Source organism: Priestia sp. FW507-14D1A (assembly GCF_058781295.1).
In genome coordinates this window covers 210433-229822 of sequence record NZ_JBYSWQ010000006.1, presented here as the reverse complement: position 1 = coordinate 229822, position 19390 = coordinate 210433, and the positions used below count along the sequence as shown (strand labels likewise).

The window sequence follows — 19390 nt, the reverse complement described above, 5'->3', positions numbered from 1 at the left end:
TCTTATTTTTATTAGAAAGCTTTCAGTATAATAACACCTGTAATAATAAGAGTAACCGAGATAATCTTTCTTTTGTTTTTTGATTCCTTAAATATATAAATACCTAACAGCGTTGTACTAACAATCGTCAGCCCTGCCCATATAGCAAAAACGACGCCCATTTCAAAATAGTGTGTCGTTAGAGAAATAAAATAAATACAAGCAATGAAGAGTAGAAATGCCCCTATTGTGGGAACAGTTTGTCTAAAACCTTTGGATAGTTTTACGCACATTTGCCCTCCAATGCCTAAAATTAAGCCAACCGTTAAAAATACGTATCCCATTACGCTGTCATCCTTTCTTTAGAGCTCTCTTTAATGTTAAGAGAAACTGCACCAATTATAATAAGAGAAACACCTAAAATTTTAGATAAGGAAATAGTTTCATCAAAAAAGATAATACCTGTGACCACAACAAGTACGGTTGCTCCTCCAGCATACAAAGCACTTGCTACTCCTACTTCACCTTTGGCGTTGAGTAGCATATAAGCAGCAATTGAAGAACAATAAAATAGTATGGCAAAAACAGTAGGAACAAAGTTTGTGAATCCATTTGTAAGATTAAGAAAAAATACTGCGATTACCTCCAAAATGATGGCAAGAAACAATAGTAAATAAAACAATCAGATTTCCTCCTTTCAGTCACCTCATTTTAAGAACTTTACGTAATTTCTACTAAATAGTTGCAGTAGCACTCGGATGTCATTATTTTATCTAGAGCTTGATATCTTGTAAAATAATGATAAATGATTGTAGATATCACTATTATTAATACCTAAATGAATGTAAGTGGAAAGGAGGATGTTTATGGAAGTAGAAGATATACGCATATTTATGGCTGTAGCAGAATACGGCAGTGTAAGCCTTGCCGCTGATAAGCTAGGTTATGTACAACCAAATGTAACAGCACGCATTCGTTCTCTTGAACGAAAAATTGGACACCCATTGTTTCATCGTCACAGACGCGGAATGACATTAAATGTAGAAGGTCGAAAACTTTTAACGTATGGAGAACAAATGATGCGGCTGATGGATGAAATACAGAAAGCATTTCAAGATGAGCGTAACCTTGTTGGATCATTATGTATTGGGTTAGTTGAAACAGTAGTAGGGTTTCCTGAAATCATTTCTTCCTATCATAATAAGCACAAAAATGTGGATATTTCTCTAGTATCAGGAGTAAGTACACAATTAATAGAGAAAGTTCTTAAGTTCCAGTTAGACGGGGCATTTGTAGCAGAACCAGTAAATGTGTCAACGCTTGATCAAATTCTGGCTTTTGATGAAGAAATTGTACTTGTATGCAGTGCAAATGAAAAAGGTAAGAAGCAGATTCAGTCTGCCAAAGAGTTACTGCACTTACCATTCATTTTATTTAATGAAGGCTGCCAATATAGAGAAAGACTACAGCAGTGGTTACAAGACGAACAAATAGTATCACCAAAAATCATGGAATTTGCTACACTTGAAACGATTATGGGGACAGTAGTTTCTGGTCTTGGTGTGACACTTATAGCCCGGTCATTAGCGGAAAGATATGAGAGGGAAGGATTAGTACAACTCTTTTCAATACCCGAGCCTTACAGAAACCTCAGAATTGTGTACGTTCGTCGCTCCGACTCCTATCTAGGAGTAACTGAGCGTGAATTTATAAAGACAATCAGCGAAGTAAGAGAAGGGAAAAAGCAGAAATAAACAGACTGTTTTTTCATAAAGAGGTTTTTTATTTACCCTATGTATAAATGCACCAAGTGTTAACTAGAAAGGTAAAAGTGAGCTTTTTATATGGCATAAATCAAAAATGCTTTTAAAGGAGCAAGCACAGTGAAAATAGAGGACAGAAAATTTGCAGAACGAGTACTGAAGCACTTACTTATTGGCAGTCAAATAGACGGCGTAAAATTTGGGATTAATAGTTCTACAGCTCTATTGTATTTTACTAATTATAATAGAAAAGATGATGATGATTTTGTTTTAAGCATCGAAACAAATTGGACTGTATATCCCGAAGCCTGTGATACATACCCATCATCAGAGGATGAAGTGCCCTTTAATACAGAAGAGCAACATTTTAAGCATCTTTGGGATATTAGGAGACAAAAAGTAGTAAACGTTCAGCTAGATACTGTATCGCCTCATCTTATCATTTCTCTAGAATCGGGGAGAGTTCTATTTGTGAATGGCTACGATCCTAACTACGAATGCTGGCAATTAGGAGACCCTTTTGGAGGAGTTGATTGGCTTTTAGTTGCAACTCCGGGTGGTGACATAGCTATTTGGTGTCCTAGTGAGTTTGAATGAGCGTTATGTTAACTATTTTTGTATATAGTGTACAAAAAAATCATTTAGGAAAATGGTAAAACATATGGAGGAAACATGCATGAATACTATCTTAGAGAGCTTTTATGATTTAAAGGAAATAGTAAGTTCTTTTAATAATCTCCATGAGAAGTACAATTGGTTGTTGAGTGATTTAGATGGATCTTTTCCAGAAAAGTACCTTAATTACTTTACTGACTGCAGAATTTACAACAATGGAATAAACGGCAATACGTACTGGATTACAGGTGAAAAGCTCACGGAGCTTGCTAATAAAGAGGACATCTATTTTATATGGGGAGTTTTTTCTGCCTTTGATAAGAAAGAAACTATAAATTTAGATATGCTTAAAGAAGAGCCTTATGCTGATGGTAATCCGGATTTTTGGATTGAAACACCAACAATTCAGCACCCTAAAGCAATTATAGAATTAGTTTTTTGGGACTCATCTTTAATTTTACTTCTGAGCAAGGACGAAGAAATATCTAGAAATCTTAGAAACAAGTTTACAAAATGGAAAGACTTAGACAAGTATAATAATAAATAGCTTCATGACGTACATGTACTATTGAGGATTAACTAACGTATGAAATTTAATTATTGTTTAAAAGGACATGGTTGGGGCGATATGCTTGTTGAAATTGATTTTTAAAAATTTCACTTTAAAGATGTTCTTGGAAAGCTATTACGTAGTCCCGTCTCCTTGTTAATAGAAGTAGGAGGGAAAAGTTGATGATTGATAATAGGCTACGAAAGATAAAGAAACATGAAATCGATGATTCTTTATCTGAACTTACGGATACGGAAGTTTTATTAAATTTTCAGCGTGCCATTACCAGCTTATATCCCCACCTAATACGCATACATGCTCATGCTTATGAATCATGGGATGATATTGTCATCCCTTTATTTTATGAAATGGTTTATAAAACTTTTTCGTTTAAATATGGTGTTGAGATTATGGCAGATGAAGCACACCCTTTTTTGTTTACTTTAAGGTGCTACAAAGGCATTCATCATATCCAATGCCTTCCCAAAGCGTCATCGTTTCAAGGGATATTGAATAATGAGAAATTTGGCGTTAGTAAAGAGAACTTGGAAGGGAAAAAGCTTATTTTTAAGTCTTTTGGCGATAGTATTAATCGTTTAACAATGGGTCTAGATAGTGAGGATGCTCATGCTGTTCATTTTAATCTGGTTGAGGTAGATGTAGTATGTGCTCAGTCTAATAAATGTATTGATATTGAAGGGTGTACTACATTTTTTATTCATAAAGACGATGTAGAATTTGAATTTGTCGCTGAGACTTTTAACCAGAAGTTGCAAAAGTAAAAAGGAATGCAACAAACCTATGGTGTGGTGCATTCCTTTTTTGTACTTTCATTCTTTCCATATCTATTCAAAATAATATTTAGTACAATCAAAACTAAAAATATGGATAAAGTGTAATACCCTGGCCAACTTTTATCTCTCCAAATCAGATTGAAGACTGTACTGGATAATATTAGTATAGTTAGAACCCAAAAATAATTTCCTTTTAACTGTCTCATTAATAACTCCTTCAAAGTAGTACTCAACATTACTTACTTATTTATCCATAATAACATACTTTAATTAGCTATTTATTTGTAAACTAGAAATGCTTTGTATAACTCTTATAACATTTGTCTTCTAAAAACCATACACTTTTACATACGTATTTGGTAGACTAATAGGAAATAAATAGAAAAACCTATCGGAAATAGTTTTGTATACGAAATTATTTAAAGAAAGGAGATTTCTTATTGTCTAAATATATAGGTATTTTCTTTTTGAACCTTTTTATAGGGATTATACTATATTTCGTATTAGCTTCTCTTTTAATGAATGGTGATAATGCAGCAGAGGAGGCCATTAATACCTTTGGATTTACCCTCATTGTATTTCTTTCATTTTTTCTTTACTAAATGTATTACTTAATACATTTAGTAAAGAAAAAATAATAGGTATTGATGATGGTCTCATCGGAATTACAAAATAGACTAAAAACACTTATTGATACAATATGTTTCCTAGTTCCGTTTTTATAAACTGACTAAGAAAATATTTGATAACAAGGATCCTTTAGCAGAAGGTTAGTCTAAACCTCCATGTTCATACTTTTTCTCTATTTCTATTTCGGTAAACTTAACTCATTTGCTTGAAGAGTATTTATACGACTTAAAGCCTGTACAATTACATACTAAATATAAATAAAACATAATAACAATTGAAAGCGATACAATTGCGTTATACAAAGGTTTAAGCTTCACAAATTTACCACAACCACAAGGCTTGGGTCATTTAAGACAGGGGAGAATAGAATAATGAAAAAATTAATTGGTGTAACTATTATGGCTGTTTCGTTGTTAATAGGCGGAGCCTGTTCAAACCAAGGAAGCTCAGATGTAGAAAAAAATAAAAAAGTGTCAAAAGAATATCAACAAGATAATCAGAAAAAACCTTTTAAAATTACTAATGTTAAAGTAAAAGTAGTTAATGACAAAGGTTTGGTAGGATCTACAATAATAGAAGAGAACGGAAAAGAGAAAGAAATTGTCCCTCTTGCTCTTTACTACGATATGAAAATTAAGCACTACAGTGATAAAAACCTTATTGATTTTGATAAAGACGATTTAGATTTTAAAATTTTACCTGATAAAGAGCTAATAAAGGCCTCTAAGGATGCTGTAGGAGTTAATATTTTTGATGACGAGAAAGGTCTTGATGGATTAGGAAGGGGATCAGGATATGGAGATTTTAATAGAAATAGAACTGCTAAAATAAATGTAAGTTATGACTTAGGGTTCACCACTAAATCCGGAGGGCTGCCAGTGGCTCCTAATAAAGAAAAAATAAGAATGCTTAAAGAAAATGCTTTAAAAGGTGTTTTAATAGTCATCAAAAATAAAAAAGAAATAGGTCGCTATAACCTTAATGCCATAAACAATTAATACATTCTATTTCTTTATTTAGCTACTTACCAAGAAAGCTTTAACTGCAACTAAAAGGAGAAAAGCATGAGAGAAGCAACTAAATCAAAATTAGACAAATTGGTGGGCTTGAATTTAAGATACGCAGGGAGAGCCTCAAATTTGTTTTGGCTAGGATTTGGAGAAAAAATTTTAGTAACCAGAAGGGAGGAAAAAGAGGAAGTAGCTGAATACGCTTTACATATTCAATGTTCTTGGCGTATTGCCAAAGGTTATAAAATTGTAGTAGGGTCACGGGATTTCTATTCTCCAAGAACAGGGTTGAAGAGTGAAAATGAGCATTTTGAATGGGATATCCAAGGAAATAATCGATTTGATGAACGAATTGAATCTTTTATAAAAGATATAAACGAATACACGATTGTAGAAAGAGTTGAATCGGACGAAGTAGGAGGGCTAAAGATCTTTTTATCTCAAGGTTATTTATTAGAGGTATTTCCGGATACGTCAGAAGACGATGAATATAGTGAGTTCTGGAGACTTTTCAACCGGAAGGAAGACAGCCCTCACTTTGTTGTCACAGGAAATGGGACTAAAAACCAGTGATCGCATAATTAAAGAAACGAAAAAAGCACAAACCCGTTGGAACCAAACGTTTTTGTGCTTTTTTCTTATTTTATAATTGAGTTACATATAATCATAAGCGGAATCATCAAAATAGAGCCAGTGATAATATTCAACCTGCGGATCTGTCATCTTCGAAACTTCTTCTTCATTGAATTTTTGATACTCAACTAATTTCTGCACTTTAGAATTTCTTTCCACTTGGCTCATTTTAAATCCTCCTTATAGTTTGAGAAGTAACAATGTATTTAAATATAGAAAGCGTTTTCTTTTTCTTGTTTTTATTATATATCTCAATATGAGATTAAAACAATATCAATTATAGATGATTTTTCAAAAAACAATATAGAAATGGTATTATGGCGTCGGATTGGGACAACAAGGCTTCTGCAATCCAAATTAAATAATGGGTGATTCCCAATGGCAAGGCTAAAAATTTTTTGTTAGTATTGTTGCTTAATCCCTAAAAAACATTATGATAACTAGCTCTATAAATTAGAAATAAAGCTAGCTTAACACAGCTAGCTTTATATTTTTTATGCTGTTTTCCAGAGCTGTACATTTTCAACTGTCGTTCACTTTGTTATAAAAGCTCTTTAACATTTTCATCATGTTACGCCCTGAAGTTCTTGACATTTGATTATTATCTTCATCATCATGAGTACTCAGGTACCAGCTTCCTTTGTTATCTTCATTTAATCTATATACCTTATTCGTTCTACTGTCTGTATAAAAGTTTCCATCCTTCAGTCTCACACAATCCCCCCTCTACCAAGTGTCTATCCTGTATTATGCCCAAGATATCAATTTTATGAAAAATTTCATATACCTAAAAACAGCAGGTTTCTTAATGCGCTTATTATTTTGTAAGTAATCTACAGAGGTGCAAAAATGGTGAAAGTCCATTGAATTTACGTACTGCTAGTAAACCTTAAATTAGTTCTCAATAAGATACATATATTTCCACCTTGAATTTTATCTATTTTTCTGTATTTGCTATCTTCCGTTCTGTGTGTTACGCTTAGGTTAATTATTTTTGTTCGGTGTAGGATTGAGAGAAGAGAAATCTCTTCCACAGAAATTTTCATCTTAAGATAGTATGGTTGGACAAGGGTAGTAATACAAGTGTGGAGATTCCACACCAGGAGGCAATATTATGGAACAAGGTACAGTAAAATGGTTTAATGCAGACAAAGGCTTCGGTTTTATCGAAATTGAAGGCGGAGACGATGTATTCGTACATTTCAGCTCTATTCAAGGTGAAGGCTTTAAATCATTAGAAGAAGGTCAAAAAGTAACGTTTGACATCGAACAAGGCCAACGTGGAGCACAAGCTGCTAACGTTCATAAAGTAGCATAATTAAAATGAGTAAAAAAGACTCCACCTAGGAGTCTTTTTTTTACTTTTGATTTCAGTAGCTCGCAAAAGATATATTATATCTTATTTTAAAATCTCGTTATAATAGAAAAACCAGCGTTTTAAGGCTGATTTTTGGATAATACGAAGGTACAAGGTATGGACTAGTTAACCATACACTAGAAATACAAAGCAAATATGGCATGTTTGTTTGGTAAGAAGTTTACTTTCAGTTAAAGAAGTGCCGTAAGTTTTTTATAGATTTTTACAACAGACGGATATAAATTATTTTTGATGGGGATTAGGAGACGCACCTAAAAGCCGTTCTCCTGTTCTCATTTTATGGCCACATAAAGGACACTTTTGGTGTTTTTGATAAGAGAAATTTTTTCTCATCCAACCATTACATTCTTCTGATTCACATTCCCAAATCTCTATTTGTTCTTTAGGTAAGGGCTCTTGATTTTTCTTCCTATGGTTATAATACATAACTACATCATCCCTCCTCCTAAATAGTATACCTTTTAAAAAAGAAATAGTGAGAACCATATCTTTCTAAATTAAACCACACTTTATAGACCCTATAAAAATTTATAAATACACGTAAGCGCGGATAAAATAAGGCATGAATTCGCCTTGTATAGATACGCTAAAATAAGATGTTCGTGAATAATAACTCTGATTTCCAATACGCAGAAATGAATAAATAATATCTCTCGTTAAAGAGTACTTTTTTCATTTCTGAATTTAAGTAAGAGAAGGAGCACAAAAAAATGAAAAAATTTTCTGATTTTAATTTAAGCAAGGCCATTGAAAAGGCAGTTCATAACTTGGGTTTTGAAGAGGCTACGCCGATTCAGGCTGAATCCATTCCGATAGCTATGACGGGTAAAGATCTAATTGGACAAGCTCAAACCGGTACTGGAAAGACAACAGCTTTTGGCATTCCTCTTATAGAGCGGGTTGAGCTTGGTGAAGAAGGGATTCAGGGAATAGTCTTAGCACCGACACGTGAACTGGCTATACAAGTAGCAGAGGAGTTAAACCGAATTGGACAGGTAAAAGGAGTTAAAACGCTGCCCATTTATGGAGGTCAGGATATTAATCGTCAGATCAAAGCCCTTAAAAACAGACCGCATATTATCTCGGCAACCCCAGGGCGCCTTAAGGACCATATGAAGCGAAGAACCATTCGTTTAAATCATATTCGTACAGCTGTTCTGGATGAAGCAGATGAGATGTTAAATATGGGCTTTATTGAAGATATCCAAACGATTCTTGGCGGCATCTCTTCTCCCCATCAAACCTTACTATTTTCAGCAACCATGTCGAAGCAAGTACAAAGTCTAGCCCAGAAATTTATGAACGATCCTGAACTCGTAAAAGTAAAAGCAAAGGAGTTAACGGTAAAGAACATCGAGCAGCAATATATGGAAATTCCAGAGAATCGAAAATTTGATGTTCTTTGTAATCTCGTAGACCTTCAATCACCAGACCTTGCTATTGTGTTTGGACGCACAAAAAAACGTGTGGATGAACTTGCTGAAGGGCTAAAAAAGCGTGGGTATGCAGCAGAAGGCATTCATGGAGATCTTACGCAATCCAAACGTGCCGATGTAATTCGTCAATTCAAGAATCATACGATTGAAATTATGGTTGCAACCGACGTTGCAGCAAGAGGACTTGATATTACAGGTGTTAGCCATGTCTACAATTTTGATATTCCTCAGGACCCTGAAAGCTATGTTCATCGTATTGGCCGAACAGGACGGGCAGGTACTAAGGGATTGGCAGTTACCTTTATAACTCCAAGAGAACGTAATCACTTAAAAGTGATCGAAGATGTCACAAAAACCAAAATGTTTAGACAATCACCTCCTACTTCTAGTGAGGTAATGGCCGGGCATCAGGAAGCAATCATTCACCAGGTTTTGGCCGCTATCGACAAGGGGGAGTTTGTGGAATACAAGCCAATGGCGGAAAAGTTATTAGAAGAAGTTGATTCTGTTTCTTTACTGTCAGCCACTTTAAAGCTCTTAACAAAAGAATCAAATATGACCTCTGTCCAATTGTCTGAAGTGGCACCACTTCGTAATAAAAAGGCAAAAACAGAACGTAAGAGAAATAGAGGGAGAAAAGAAACAGTAGGCCGTAAAAAAACATATAGAAAATAATCCCTGATTATTTTTGATGCGAGAAAGGATAATGGCTATGAGTGAGAAAATATTTAGTAATGGAGAAGTAGTAGCGATAAGAGTATCGAATGAATTAGTGACAATCTTAAAAAGTCATTATGTAAAAAACATGAAAAGATACTCTTATACAGTCGACAAATACCCAAGTACCTTTTTCTTTGAAGAAGAGTTAAAAAAACACGAACTATAATTATTGATGAATAAGTGTTGATATAAAAATCTTTTTAAGTAAAAACAGACTCTGAAAATAGAGTCTGTTTTTTAGTATGGTTTCTTATGCTTTATTTACGTTTGTCGCTTGTGGTCCACGTTGTCCCTCTTCGATATCAAAAGTCACTTCTTGCCCTTCATCCAAGGATTTAAAGCCTTCACCTTGAATAGCTGAGAAGTGAACAAATACATCTTCTCCACCTTCGCGCTCAATAAATCCAAAACCTTTGTCAGCATTAAACCATTTCACTTTACCGTGTTCCATTTTTTGTTGCCTCCTAAAATGTAGAAAATAAACCAGATTATCATTAAATCTAGCTTATTTATATATTATCCCAATGGAGACATCTTAAACTTAAATTAATTTGATCTTTTTAACTTTCTTTATCATCACTCATTCCATTAAAATGTAACAAGTGTATGACTATAACATCATAGTGAGGTTCTCGTGCAAAAACTTCAAATAAACATGGAAATGATAGAAGTCGAGTATTAGCCACTGTTTACACAATCATTAAGGGTATTGAATTCATAAATATGAACCTAAATTAGATGCGAGAGCATAATGGGAGCCGTCTGTCCAAAAGAAAGGGAAGTTCACTCAAAAAACTTTTGAATAGTGGCGTAAAAATACATTCAATTAGATAGAAATCTATATACCTTTTTCATATAAATACAACCTTCGCACTAGAATCCGTAAACTTGTTTCCACATAAAAAATGACGCCGTTTTAGGCGCCATTTTTTATAGAATAGAGAAGGACACACCCTATGCACGGGCGGTACTCTTAACACATCGTCTTGATTTGATAATACCCAGTGTTTAAATTTAATAAACCTTTGGTTATGATGCTTTATGCAAAATATCTACGTGTACCTTTTTAGTGAACCTAAGGTTTCTTAGAGTCATCGAGCAAAAGAGCCCTTACAGATGGAGTGTTTTATGAAGAAATTTCAAATAATACTGGATATTATCAAAATTATTTATTAAATTTCTTTGGAAACTGCTTCACAACTCCCGCAGATATAGTATCTGCCATTAAGATAATATGTGATACTCCTTCATCAATTGCAACGATTCTTGCCTCCCAATCTTTTTCTAAGCTTGCAGATAAATCATTTGTCACTAATTTTAGATGCATATACAGTAATTTTTTCAAGTCTTCATTTTTTAAGTAAGGGTTGGCCTGGCTAAGGAACGCTGCTATATCATCAGCATTTCTATACCATTCTTTGTTTAATTGATTCACTAAGACGTTCTTTCCCGCTTTAGCTGCATCTACAATCTTGCCAGCAATCACAATATGTTCCTTAAGCAAATCCGTAAGTCTATTCCCAGCTTTCTCTCCGTATATCGGCTTAACAGCATTCCCGATATCTTCTTGATTTTTTAATAATCTTGTCAACACCTGTTTTTGGTCTTCTGACCCTGCTGTTGTTGCACTTGTAATATAATTGCTTGTCCACAGTACATGATCCATCCAAAGTCTTCTGAATTCATTTTCAAACTTTACCTGAGATTTACTAACACGATGTTCTTGTGTTTCAGCACGAGCACTACTTGGTTCAACCAGCATATTTAGTGAGAATAACAACATAAATCCTACCATTAATAATCTTTTCATAAAAACGCTCCCTTCAATTTAAACGAGTATGCGCCTTATTATTCGTATATGGGATTTTTTACATTCCTCAAAATGTTACATTCTAATAGAAAGTTTTATAGGGTATCTCCACACTTTCAATCAGTCAACACAGAGGAAGGGTTACAGAAGATACCTTTCTGTAAGGTTATAGTAGAGAAAATAAAGCCTTTTTTTGTTCACTAACAAAGAAAATGTCATTAAGGTCTAATTTCATTTCGATTTTTTTGACTCATTCAATTATTTATACATTCTCTAAAAAATATATTTAACATAAGAACCTAATGGCAACACTATAAACAATAGTTAGTGAATAGGATTTTCTTGCATATGTTTGGGATTTTTGCGAGTTGAAATTAAAAAATGTGATAAAGATTAATGAGCTGTTCCTTTCACATAAGCTTGTCAGAATACTATCTAGAGAGAGGTCGAACAATATGAAAGTGACGGATACACTTGTTCAATGTTTAGAAAATGAGGGAGTTGAATATATTTTCGGAATACCCGGTAAAGAGACCTTGGATTTTATTGATTCCTTATCCAACTCTAAACAGATTCAATTCGTGAATGTGAGGCATGAGCAAGGAGCTGCTTTTATGGCAGATGTATACGGAAGGTTAACAAACAAAGTAGGGGTATGTTTATCAACATTAGGACCTGGAGCTACTAATTTATTGACAGGTATATCTAGTGCAAAGCTAGACCATTCTCCTGTTGTTGCTTTAACAGGACAGGCTGCTTTGGGAAGGCAGCATAAAGATTCGCACCAGTATATGGACATTATCAAAATGGTGGAACCGGCAACGAAGTGGGGTGTTCAGATAAAAGATGCACAAACGCTTCCTGAGATTATTCGAAAAGCATTTAAAATTGCACAAATGGAAAAGCCAGGACCCGTAGTAGTAGAATTGCCAGAAGACTTAGCAACTCAAATCGTTCCCATTAAACCTATTTTACCTACATCTATACCCGTAAGCATACCTATATTGGAGTCCATTCAGGCTGCCAATACTCTTATTAAACAGTATGAGAGACCTTTTGTGATTATCGGTAACGGCGCTGTTAGACAGGGAGCCGTGGATGAGCTTCAGCCATTTATTGAACGCCTTCAATCACCGGTTACCCATAGTTATATGGCTAAAGGTGTATTGGCTAAAAATCATCCGCAAAATTTCTTTGCGTTTGGATTTAATGAAAAAGATGAGGTGCTCGCAGGCTTAAAGGAAGCTGACCTACTTATTGCAATTGGATTTGATTTTGTCGAAAAGTTACCCAAAGAATGGAACACGGAAAAAAAACCAATTTTACATATAGATACTTTACCGGCAGAAATAGATGAATATTACCCTATAGAGGTCGAATTGGTTGGAGATATAAAGCAGACTTTACGAGTATTCAATCAGCTTGATATTCCTTCTAAACCATGGATTCCCTCTGGTAATCTCCAAAAACAAATTAAGCAATCTTATCACATTGAAGAGAAAAAGATAGATAGTAATTTGCTGCCTTTAACAATCGAGAATATCTTGCATATTATTGACAAGCTCTCTTCAGAGAAAACCATTGTGATTTCAGATGTGGGAGCTCATAAAGTATCTATAGCCCGAACTTATCAACCTAAAAACCCTAACAGGTTCATTATATCAAATGGTCTAGCTTCCATGGGTATTGCTCTACCAGGCTCAATTGGAGCTAAGCTAGCCTGCCCTAATGATCCAGCTATTTGTATTACTGGAGATGGAGGAGTCTTAATGAATTTTGCTGAAATAGAGACGGCAAAGCGCTTAGGACTTTCATTCATCATTATTGTTTTAAACGACTCTACATTAAAAATAGAGCAGGAAATGATGAACAAAAAGTTTGGTAAGAGCTATGGAGTAACTTTTACAAACCCAGATTTTGTTCAACTGGCAAAAAGCTTTGGAATTAAAGGAGAACAGGCAAATAGTTTAGTTGAATTTAAAAATATAATGAAAAGAGCCTTACAAAGTTTAAATGAGATTGTCCTAATTGACGTTCTTCTAAAAAGCTGATTGCGATTTCTCCATTATTTTGACGAGTTATCTCTGTTAAGGGATTAATTTGTAGATTCACTAGGAAATAAATGTTTTTAATTTTTTAAAATAAGCTAAGCTGAGTTCAACCCAAATCCAACTATAAAGGAAAGTAAATATAAAAATTAAACCAGTAGTAGAAAAAGAAAAATTTCTGGAAATCACGGGACCTAGTACGGGGAATTTGAAACCGTACAATAAGGTAATAATCCCAACAGTTAATAGAGTGGCACCACTTACAACAATGTATAATCTCTTTTTTAAAAAGTAAAAAGAAGCTCCTATGCCCATTCCCAACATTCCTGTTGTAAAAGGAAAAATAATAAGTTCACTTGGCTGGATAATCAGAAGAAGCAGATTTGTTAGTATATAGGTAATAAATCCTAGAGGGAGCGAAAGTGTAAAACAAAAAAGAATGGGTGCAGTAGAGAAGGGACTAATAAAAATTCCTATTCCCGGTAAGAAACCTCCTGCTGATTGAAAAAGGGCTGCTAAGCTGGCGAAAAGAGCGCCTGATACAAGCTGCTTAGTTTTAGATAGTCTATGAAAAAAAAGCTGCGCAGATTTTACTTCATTTGAAAGAGACTTTAAAAAGTACATGAATTTCACCTCCGTTAACTGTTTTTACATTATTTTAGATCATTGTCTGATATATCAACTCTTACATGGAATATATGAAGAAATTAAGAGAGAGGACTAATAAGTCGCATTTACTTTTACAGGAATAGGTTATATCCGTTAAGATAAATTTCTTTATCTTTCTAAAGGTATGTACTGTAGCCCATAAAATGAATTTTTTATGGGCTTTATTGATTAAAGGCTTTTTTATTTTCTAGAAAGTTCATTTGTTCATTCTTATAAAATAGCTGGTGAAAAAATTAAGCTATGATTTTTGGAAGAAAATCGATATCCAGTCGAATTTTATAAATATAAATCATGGAACAATTTCAAAAACAGTACCTTGATTAAAGTCAGACACTTTCATAGAGCCATACACTCCTAAATAAAGCCTGGTTTGACCCAGGTTCGTTCCCAAACTAACGTAGTAAGCTGCTTGAGAACCAAAATTATAATCAATCTCCACAACACTAAAATCATTTAACTTACAATCTGTACCTGCTCTGGTATAAGCTAAAACTCCTCTAACTGGGGATTGAGATTCTTTAAACTGTGCAATATCCGTAAACATAACGCTTCCTGTTAAGCTAGGGATTTTATTCCCCATATATGGCTGAACTCCTGTAAGGGAGGTCCCTCCAAATTTATTGGGGCGGGGATCTTTGTGAAAATAACTTGTTAAAGGCTGAAGACGTCTCACTGAAGTTTTTACCGCTTCATTGTAATAAGCAATTATTTTCTCATCCAAGGCCGGATTTTCAGAACACCTTTTTATAAACGAAGTCGGAAAATCTCCTTCCCATCCCCGCCAGCCAAGGTTAATAAATCCTTCTTGGCTGGGTTTAGCTCTCATTAAAGAAGCTTGAACAAGTTGAGGAACAGGTATTGGCTTATAATGAACAAATGAAAAAATCGACTCTACTACATCTTGTCCAACATTTCCCACATATTTGATGTACTGATTATAAAATTTTTGAAATGAAATACCCGTTATATTGCGAACACCCTTAGCAATGAGCGTAAGAGTTTCCTGAATAGGTGAGGGGAGTTCACTAAAGCGTGTGACTACGGGTGGATTATGGATAAATGTATTCTTACCTACATCAATTTCAATTATTTTCCCGTAAATTTCTATATCATCCTGACTTAAGTTAAAGGGGTCATAGCCTGATCCACCATCTCCAGTTGTAAAGATAAGTTTTCCAGTTTCAGGTGAAAAGTTTAAGCTGTTGACACCATTATGATTAAAAAATGGTCTTCTTAAGTTAAGTAACGTCCGTCTTTTTTGAGGCTGAGCATTTGGTTGGAAAACCCATTCTTCCACTGTATCAATATGATCATATTTAGTTTCTCTATTTATCCACCTTAAGTTTAAAGTTTTAGGATCACACGGGTTAGGCCTATAATGTTCGGAAAGGGCACCTGGTCCTTGTGTTCCAGCTACTGAGTAATGAAGATAAAACAGACCGTTATAATAAAATTCTGGATGAAACGCTAGCCCTAGCAATCCTCGTTCATCATATCCTCCCCGGGAAACACCTGGTTCAGACGTACCTAATTTTATGATTCGTGAGCGAATATCTAAAAAAGTCTGTATAGCTTCGTCTCTTATGTAAAAGATCTCTCCTACTTGGGTTGCAATAAATAAGCTTTCAAATGAGTCACCAGGAAGTATAGCTGTTTTCAACACGGTAGGTAAATTTATTTTACTAACAATAGGCCGTAAACTAACCTTAGCTTTTATCAACTAACTTGACACTCCTTTTTTATTGTTTTCTTTTATAAGAATATGATTGTAACCGTTCTATTAGTATCAATACTATTTTATAAAGTTAGGTAACTTAACTAAGAGACCTAATTGAGAGGCTCTTTTCATAAAAATTATCCACTCCTGATTACGCCTGCTATTTTCTTCTTTTAGCCCTCACGCTTCTCTCAGCGTTCATAACTATTTGCGCTTTTCAGAAACTGAGATTAAGGAAAAGTAATACTTCATTCACAAAAAATAGTGATATTATTTTATGAATTGGAAAAGAATATGGCTTATGAAAGGAGTGAATGCAAATGTCTGTGAAAAACTGGTTAATGGGACTAGTCGTTTTGTTTGCGATGGTTATCAGTGTGATGACTTCAGGATCACTCGGTGTTTTAGCCGAATCAGACATGGTAAGACAAAAAACCATGGAGGTTCAGTTAAACGATGATTACTTTAATCCAGAAACCATCACTATCCCGAGTGGAAAAATGACAACATTGATAGTGAAAAATGAAGGTCAGAAAGAGCATACCTTCACAGTAGAAAAGCTCGGAATTGACGCTGAAGTCCAGCCTGGAAAAGAAAAAACCATTACTGTAAAACCACAAAATCCTGGTACATATGAACTGATATGTAGGTATCATTTTAATAGTGGAATGGTGGGGAAAGTGATAGTCAAATAACAAGCAGGGCCAATCGGTCTCTGCTTTTTGAAGTGAATATAGCATTATTTTTCCATAGAAATAAAAAAAGGCCTTTAAATTTAAAGGCCTTTTTATGTTTCGTTGATTTAAGTGAAAAAACTAATTCATTCATTTTATATTGGAGTTAAAATTCTTTATTTATGTTAAGCATGCGCTCTTTTTTTCCTTTATGCGCCCATATTACGACTGGAATCAAGATTAAAGATAAAATTCCTCCACTTAACGATAAGGTCGCATAGCTTGAATGAGCGACGACCATTCCAGATAAAGCCCCACCAGAAGCTCCTGCTAATGCAATTAAAACGTCTATAGTTCCTTGAGTTTTAGCTCGTGTTGATGGTTCTGTAGCATCAACAATTTGTGCAGTTCCACTTATTAATCCTAAGTTCCATCCCAATCCAAGTAAAGAAAGGGCAAGGACTAGAAAACCCATTGAATCACTTGGCGCCATAGCTGCTACGAGGCCTGCCAAAAGTAAGGTAACTCCAGAAGCAATGGTCATGGCAGTTCGGCCAATTTTATCAATTAAAATTCCCGTAACTAGTGAAGGAAGATACATTGAGCCTATATGAGCACCAATCACAATTCCTACTTCACGTAAACCATGACCATGATGGCCCATATGTACAGGTGTCATAGTCATAATAGAAACCATTACAATTTGAGTAAGTACCATAACCGTTGCACCAACAGCCACTCCTTTTTTGTTTGTTGACTGCTCAGCATTTCTTAAACTCTGTTGAGTGTCACGTTCTTGTTTATTCATTTCTATTGCTCTTGCTATTAGTAATGGATCTGGACGAAGCATAATAAAAAAGACAAGACCAGCTAATATATATGCAGCTGCTGCTAATATGAAAGGTCCTGCAAGTGCCGGAACCCCAATTGAAAGTGCAAAATGTCCCATGACATTAACTAAATTTGGTCCTGCAACAGCTCCAAATGTGGTGAAAACCATGGCCATGCTAACTGCAGTTGCCCGTTGTTTTACACTTGCTAAGTCTGTACCTGCGTAACGAGCTTGCAAATTAGTTGCTGTTCCTGCTCCATAAATAAGCAGAGAAGCAAATAAGAGAAAAATACTATTTATAATGGCTGAAAAGATAACTCCAATTGCGCCAATTCCCCCTACTATAAAACCTGTTGTTAGACCAAAGCGACGTCCATATCGTTGCGAAAGCCTTCCAACTGCTAAAGCAGCTCCTGCTGACCCTAAAGTAAACATAGCAGTTGGTAATCCTGAAACTGCATCTGTACCAAGCATTTGCTGAGCAAGGATTGCTCCTACAGTTATTCCAGCAGCAAGACCGGCCCCTCCAAAGATTTGTGAAAGGCCAACGATAAATAATGTACGTTTGTATAACCTGTTCTTCTTTTCAGGAGAGTCAATATAACTTTGAATTAAATCATTCGTATACCTTGTCATGTTAAACACCTACTTACATTTTAATTGTTAATAAATTGGTTCTATTTATATATATTCAATTATTCTGTGGAATCCTGGATAAAATCCCCTCCTTTAAATTTTATATAAGGTAAAGAATTCTCCTAGCTTTTATTATTGGAGCGTTTGTAATGAACTCAATAGGTATTACTATGATAAATAAAAAAAACAGCCAAATACGTGAGTGTCTTTTTCACAAGGAAGAGGTTTTGAACGTTTATAATTAGGTTAAACATATTGTAACAATTATTTTTTATTTATTCTGCATATTTAAATTATTCGTTCGTAATGGTACAATAAAATGATGGAAAGAGGATATGATGCTTCTTTCTTAATAAAGGATGAAGAAATATGGATATTAAAGCTCAGCAAACAAAGCTGGCGAATAATTTGGGAAAATTGTTACGAGATAACTTTGGAAAAGGCCCTGAGGCTGTTCATGTTACGATTTATGAACCTTATGTTGTTATTTATGTCAGTGGCTTCGTATCACCTATGGAGCAAGTACTGTTAAACCAAAATGAAGAACTTCAGGTTATGACTACAAGAGAGCTTTTAGTAAAGACTCTTGAACCTCAAATTACTGGACAAATTAAAGGGATTACAGACCTCGACATACAGCACTTATATTATGATTGGAATTTAGATCATCACTCCGGAATTTTTGTGGGAGTGTGTCTGGACGATTTGAAAGCCGATTTGACTGAGGGTGACCCTTACCCAGGAAAACAAGCAATTCATGATCGAATTATAAAGATGAGTGAGATTGCCCAAAAAGGTCCCGAAAAAATCTCGTCATATAAATTAAGCGATCGTACATTGGTCATCGTAAGAGAAGGAATACTGGTAGCTATTGAAAAACAGCTAATTTCGCTGGGTTTTGATGACACCTTGCGCATCTCTAAACGCCCTTTGGAAAAAGGAATCTTACGACAAAACGATGACTATGATGAGATATTAAATGCCGACATTCTTGATATTTTTGTAGATTGGGATTTTGAAAAGGATAATAGTATTATTACGCTTATTTTAAAACCAAAAAAGTAATGAGGCAGTAATGAATTGGACACATTGTGCCAAACATAAGCCGAGGAAGAAAAGCTCATACCTTTTCTTTTTCGGCTTATTTTTGTTGTCTAAAAAGAGTAAGTCCTTTTGTAACGGAATAATTCCCTAAAACAGCACCTGAAAATTGGATGTGCCAACAGAAAGGATTTGGTCGGGATGGCTGATAATCATGAGATTGTATTGTTTATAAAAGAGCTTCATCGATTGTTGCAGGATTACCAAAAGTATGACAATGAATTATACAAAGAAGAAATTAGCAAGGATATACTGCTTTTAAGTACAATTATCTATGGAAGTAAAATGGGAACTTTAAATAAAAGAAGAATCTTGAAACATAGGAAATACAAAGGGAAACAGAAACCAATCTATTAAAGGTATACTAGTATGCCTCGTTTACACTTTGTGGAAAG

The 19390-nt window shown here is 34.7% G+C and carries 22 protein-coding genes; 13 read left to right on the top strand and 9 right to left on the bottom strand.

Going from position 1 to position 19390, the window contains the following annotated elements; genetic code table 11:
- Positions 1–11 precede the first annotated feature (11 nt).
- Positions 12–323, bottom strand: a complete 312-nt coding sequence (locus tag AC3WJG_RS20620) for a DMT family transporter (protein WP_060745018.1) — start codon at positions 321–323, stop codon at positions 12–14.
- Positions 323–661, bottom strand: a complete 339-nt coding sequence (locus AC3WJG_RS20615; protein WP_028410021.1) for a DMT family transporter — start codon at positions 659–661, stop codon at positions 323–325. The genes AC3WJG_RS20620 and AC3WJG_RS20615 overlap by 1 nt, the downstream gene beginning before the upstream one ends.
- 184 nt (positions 662–845) lie before the next feature.
- On the opposite strand from AC3WJG_RS20615, the gene AC3WJG_RS20610 reads away from it, so the two are divergent.
- The 6 genes from AC3WJG_RS20610 to AC3WJG_RS20585 all read left to right on the top strand — a co-directional run bounded on the left by AC3WJG_RS20610 (position 846) and on the right by AC3WJG_RS20585 (position 5914).
- Positions 846–1733, top strand: coding sequence for a LysR family transcriptional regulator (locus AC3WJG_RS20610; protein ID WP_102813308.1), 888 nt, complete (start codon positions 846–848; stop codon positions 1731–1733).
- A 129-nt stretch (positions 1734–1862) separates the two neighbouring features.
- Positions 1863–2339: a hypothetical protein gene (locus AC3WJG_RS20605; protein WP_060745020.1), complete on the top strand. Its 477-nt coding sequence runs from the start codon at positions 1863–1865 to the stop codon at positions 2337–2339.
- 79 nt (positions 2340–2418) lie between these two features.
- Positions 2419–2904, top strand: coding sequence for a hypothetical protein (locus tag AC3WJG_RS20600; protein WP_102813309.1), 486 nt, complete (start codon positions 2419–2421; stop codon positions 2902–2904).
- 185 nt (positions 2905–3089) lie between these two features.
- A complete protein-coding gene (locus AC3WJG_RS20595) occupies positions 3090–3689 on the top strand; it encodes a hypothetical protein (protein ID WP_060745022.1) in 600 nt (199 codons plus the stop codon).
- A 1013-nt stretch (positions 3690–4702) separates the two neighbouring features.
- A complete protein-coding gene (locus tag AC3WJG_RS20590) occupies positions 4703–5329 on the top strand; it encodes a hypothetical protein (protein ID WP_337133341.1) in 627 nt (208 codons plus the stop codon).
- A gap of 66 nt (positions 5330–5395) precedes the next feature.
- Complete coding sequence (locus AC3WJG_RS20585; RefSeq protein ID WP_337133340.1) at positions 5396–5914, top strand: hypothetical protein; 519 nt, start codon at positions 5396–5398, stop codon at positions 5912–5914.
- An 81-nt stretch (positions 5915–5995) separates the two neighbouring features.
- Here AC3WJG_RS20585 and AC3WJG_RS20580 read toward each other — a convergent pair whose 3' ends face one another.
- A complete protein-coding gene (locus AC3WJG_RS20580; protein WP_013056404.1) occupies positions 5996–6142 on the bottom strand; it encodes a BH0509 family protein in 147 nt (48 codons plus the stop codon).
- 946 nt (positions 6143–7088) lie between these two features.
- Here AC3WJG_RS20580 and AC3WJG_RS20575 point away from each other — a divergent pair.
- Positions 7089–7292, top strand: a complete 204-nt coding sequence (locus AC3WJG_RS20575; protein WP_013056405.1) for a cold-shock protein — start codon at positions 7089–7091, stop codon at positions 7290–7292.
- Positions 7293–7574: 282 nt separating this feature from the next.
- Here the strand turns inward: AC3WJG_RS20575 and AC3WJG_RS20570 are convergent, their stop codons facing one another.
- Positions 7575–7778, bottom strand: coding sequence for a cold-shock protein (locus tag AC3WJG_RS20570; protein ID WP_028410031.1), 204 nt, complete (start codon positions 7776–7778; stop codon positions 7575–7577).
- Between the two features lie 284 nt (positions 7779–8062).
- Between AC3WJG_RS20570 and cshA the strand changes: the two genes are divergently transcribed.
- Entirely contained in the window at positions 8063–9463 is a 1401-nt protein-coding gene (cshA, locus tag AC3WJG_RS20565; RefSeq protein ID WP_337133339.1) for a degradosome RNA helicase CshA, read from the top strand.
- Between the two features lie 37 nt (positions 9464–9500).
- On the top strand, positions 9501–9674 hold the full coding sequence (locus AC3WJG_RS20560; RefSeq protein WP_176524049.1) for a hypothetical protein: 174 nt from the start codon (positions 9501–9503) through the stop codon (positions 9672–9674).
- A gap of 84 nt (positions 9675–9758) precedes the next feature.
- Here AC3WJG_RS20560 and AC3WJG_RS20555 read toward each other — a convergent pair whose 3' ends face one another.
- Both AC3WJG_RS20555 and AC3WJG_RS20550 read right to left on the bottom strand, forming a co-directional pair.
- Positions 9759–9959, bottom strand: coding sequence for a cold-shock protein (locus AC3WJG_RS20555; protein ID WP_016766383.1), 201 nt, complete (start codon positions 9957–9959; stop codon positions 9759–9761).
- 714 nt (positions 9960–10673) lie between these two features.
- A complete protein-coding gene (locus tag AC3WJG_RS20550; RefSeq protein WP_337133338.1) occupies positions 10674–11318 on the bottom strand; it encodes a glycosyltransferase in 645 nt (214 codons plus the stop codon).
- A 455-nt stretch (positions 11319–11773) separates the two neighbouring features.
- Between AC3WJG_RS20550 and AC3WJG_RS20545 the strand changes: the two genes are divergently transcribed.
- Positions 11774–13369: an acetolactate synthase large subunit gene (locus AC3WJG_RS20545; protein WP_337133337.1), complete on the top strand. Its 1596-nt coding sequence runs from the start codon at positions 11774–11776 to the stop codon at positions 13367–13369.
- 60 nt (positions 13370–13429) lie between these two features.
- Here the strand turns inward: AC3WJG_RS20545 and AC3WJG_RS20540 are convergent, their stop codons facing one another.
- Together AC3WJG_RS20540 and AC3WJG_RS20535 are read right to left on the bottom strand one after the other, a co-directional pair.
- On the bottom strand, positions 13430–13990 hold the full coding sequence (locus AC3WJG_RS20540) for a hypothetical protein (RefSeq protein ID WP_225049670.1): 561 nt from the start codon (positions 13988–13990) through the stop codon (positions 13430–13432).
- A gap of 334 nt (positions 13991–14324) precedes the next feature.
- Complete coding sequence (locus AC3WJG_RS20535; protein ID WP_337133336.1) at positions 14325–15755, bottom strand: PQQ-dependent sugar dehydrogenase; 1431 nt, start codon at positions 15753–15755, stop codon at positions 14325–14327.
- Positions 15756–16072: 317 nt separating this feature from the next.
- Between AC3WJG_RS20535 and AC3WJG_RS20530 the strand changes: the two genes are divergently transcribed.
- Positions 16073–16447 carry a cupredoxin domain-containing protein gene (locus AC3WJG_RS20530; protein ID WP_098248841.1) on the top strand — a complete coding sequence of 125 codons (375 nt, stop codon included), beginning with the start codon at positions 16073–16075 and terminating at the stop codon, positions 16445–16447.
- Between the two features lie 145 nt (positions 16448–16592).
- On the opposite strand, the gene AC3WJG_RS20525 is transcribed toward AC3WJG_RS20530, so the two are convergent.
- A complete protein-coding gene (locus AC3WJG_RS20525; protein ID WP_098333453.1) occupies positions 16593–17894 on the bottom strand; it encodes an MFS transporter in 1302 nt (433 codons plus the stop codon).
- A gap of 369 nt (positions 17895–18263) precedes the next feature.
- Between AC3WJG_RS20525 and AC3WJG_RS20520 the strand changes: the two genes are divergently transcribed.
- Positions 18264–18959: a Na-translocating system protein MpsC family protein gene (locus tag AC3WJG_RS20520; RefSeq protein ID WP_043981826.1), complete on the top strand. Its 696-nt coding sequence runs from the start codon at positions 18264–18266 to the stop codon at positions 18957–18959.
- A 177-nt stretch (positions 18960–19136) separates the two neighbouring features.
- Positions 19137–19352 carry a hypothetical protein gene (locus AC3WJG_RS20515; RefSeq protein ID WP_337133335.1) on the top strand — a complete coding sequence of 72 codons (216 nt, stop codon included), beginning with the start codon at positions 19137–19139 and terminating at the stop codon, positions 19350–19352.
- Positions 19353–19390 lie beyond the last annotated feature (38 nt).

What these genes read in the sequence shown, in the direction of transcription:
- AC3WJG_RS20555 (WP_016766383.1), bottom strand. Translation starts at nt 9,959, where the DNA reads ATGGAACACGGTAAAGTGAAATGGTTTAATGCTGACAAAGGTTTTGGA.
- AC3WJG_RS20520 (WP_043981826.1), top strand. Translation starts at nt 18,264, where the DNA reads ATGGATATTAAAGCTCAGCAAACAAAGCTGGCGAATAATTTGGGAAAA.
- AC3WJG_RS20545 (WP_337133337.1), top strand. Translation starts at nt 11,774, where the DNA reads ATGAAAGTGACGGATACACTTGTTCAATGTTTAGAAAATGAGGGAGTT.
- AC3WJG_RS20530 (WP_098248841.1), top strand. Translation starts at nt 16,073, where the DNA reads ATGTCTGTGAAAAACTGGTTAATGGGACTAGTCGTTTTGTTTGCGATG.
- AC3WJG_RS20575 (WP_013056405.1), top strand. Translation starts at nt 7,089, where the DNA reads ATGGAACAAGGTACAGTAAAATGGTTTAATGCAGACAAAGGCTTCGGT.
- AC3WJG_RS20540 (WP_225049670.1), bottom strand. Translation starts at nt 13,990, where the DNA reads ATGTACTTTTTAAAGTCTCTTTCAAATGAAGTAAAATCTGCGCAGCTT.
- cshA (WP_337133339.1), top strand. Translation starts at nt 8,063, where the DNA reads ATGAAAAAATTTTCTGATTTTAATTTAAGCAAGGCCATTGAAAAGGCA.
- AC3WJG_RS20570 (WP_028410031.1), bottom strand. Translation starts at nt 7,778, where the DNA reads ATGTATTATAACCATAGGAAGAAAAATCAAGAGCCCTTACCTAAAGAA.
- AC3WJG_RS20590 (WP_337133341.1), top strand. Translation starts at nt 4,703, where the DNA reads ATGAAAAAATTAATTGGTGTAACTATTATGGCTGTTTCGTTGTTAATA.
- AC3WJG_RS20560 (WP_176524049.1), top strand. Translation starts at nt 9,501, where the DNA reads ATGAGTGAGAAAATATTTAGTAATGGAGAAGTAGTAGCGATAAGAGTA.
- AC3WJG_RS20610 (WP_102813308.1), top strand. Translation starts at nt 846, where the DNA reads ATGGAAGTAGAAGATATACGCATATTTATGGCTGTAGCAGAATACGGC.
- AC3WJG_RS20600 (WP_102813309.1), top strand. Translation starts at nt 2,419, where the DNA reads ATGAATACTATCTTAGAGAGCTTTTATGATTTAAAGGAAATAGTAAGT.
- AC3WJG_RS20525 (WP_098333453.1), bottom strand. Translation starts at nt 17,894, where the DNA reads ATGACAAGGTATACGAATGATTTAATTCAAAGTTATATTGACTCTCCT.
- AC3WJG_RS20515 (WP_337133335.1), top strand. Translation starts at nt 19,137, where the DNA reads ATGGCTGATAATCATGAGATTGTATTGTTTATAAAAGAGCTTCATCGA.
- AC3WJG_RS20620 (WP_060745018.1), bottom strand. Translation starts at nt 323, where the DNA reads ATGGGATACGTATTTTTAACGGTTGGCTTAATTTTAGGCATTGGAGGG.
- AC3WJG_RS20585 (WP_337133340.1), top strand. Translation starts at nt 5,396, where the DNA reads ATGAGAGAAGCAACTAAATCAAAATTAGACAAATTGGTGGGCTTGAAT.
- AC3WJG_RS20595 (WP_060745022.1), top strand. Translation starts at nt 3,090, where the DNA reads ATGATTGATAATAGGCTACGAAAGATAAAGAAACATGAAATCGATGAT.
- AC3WJG_RS20550 (WP_337133338.1), bottom strand. Translation starts at nt 11,318, where the DNA reads ATGAAAAGATTATTAATGGTAGGATTTATGTTGTTATTCTCACTAAAT.
- AC3WJG_RS20580 (WP_013056404.1), bottom strand. Translation starts at nt 6,142, where the DNA reads ATGAGCCAAGTGGAAAGAAATTCTAAAGTGCAGAAATTAGTTGAGTAT.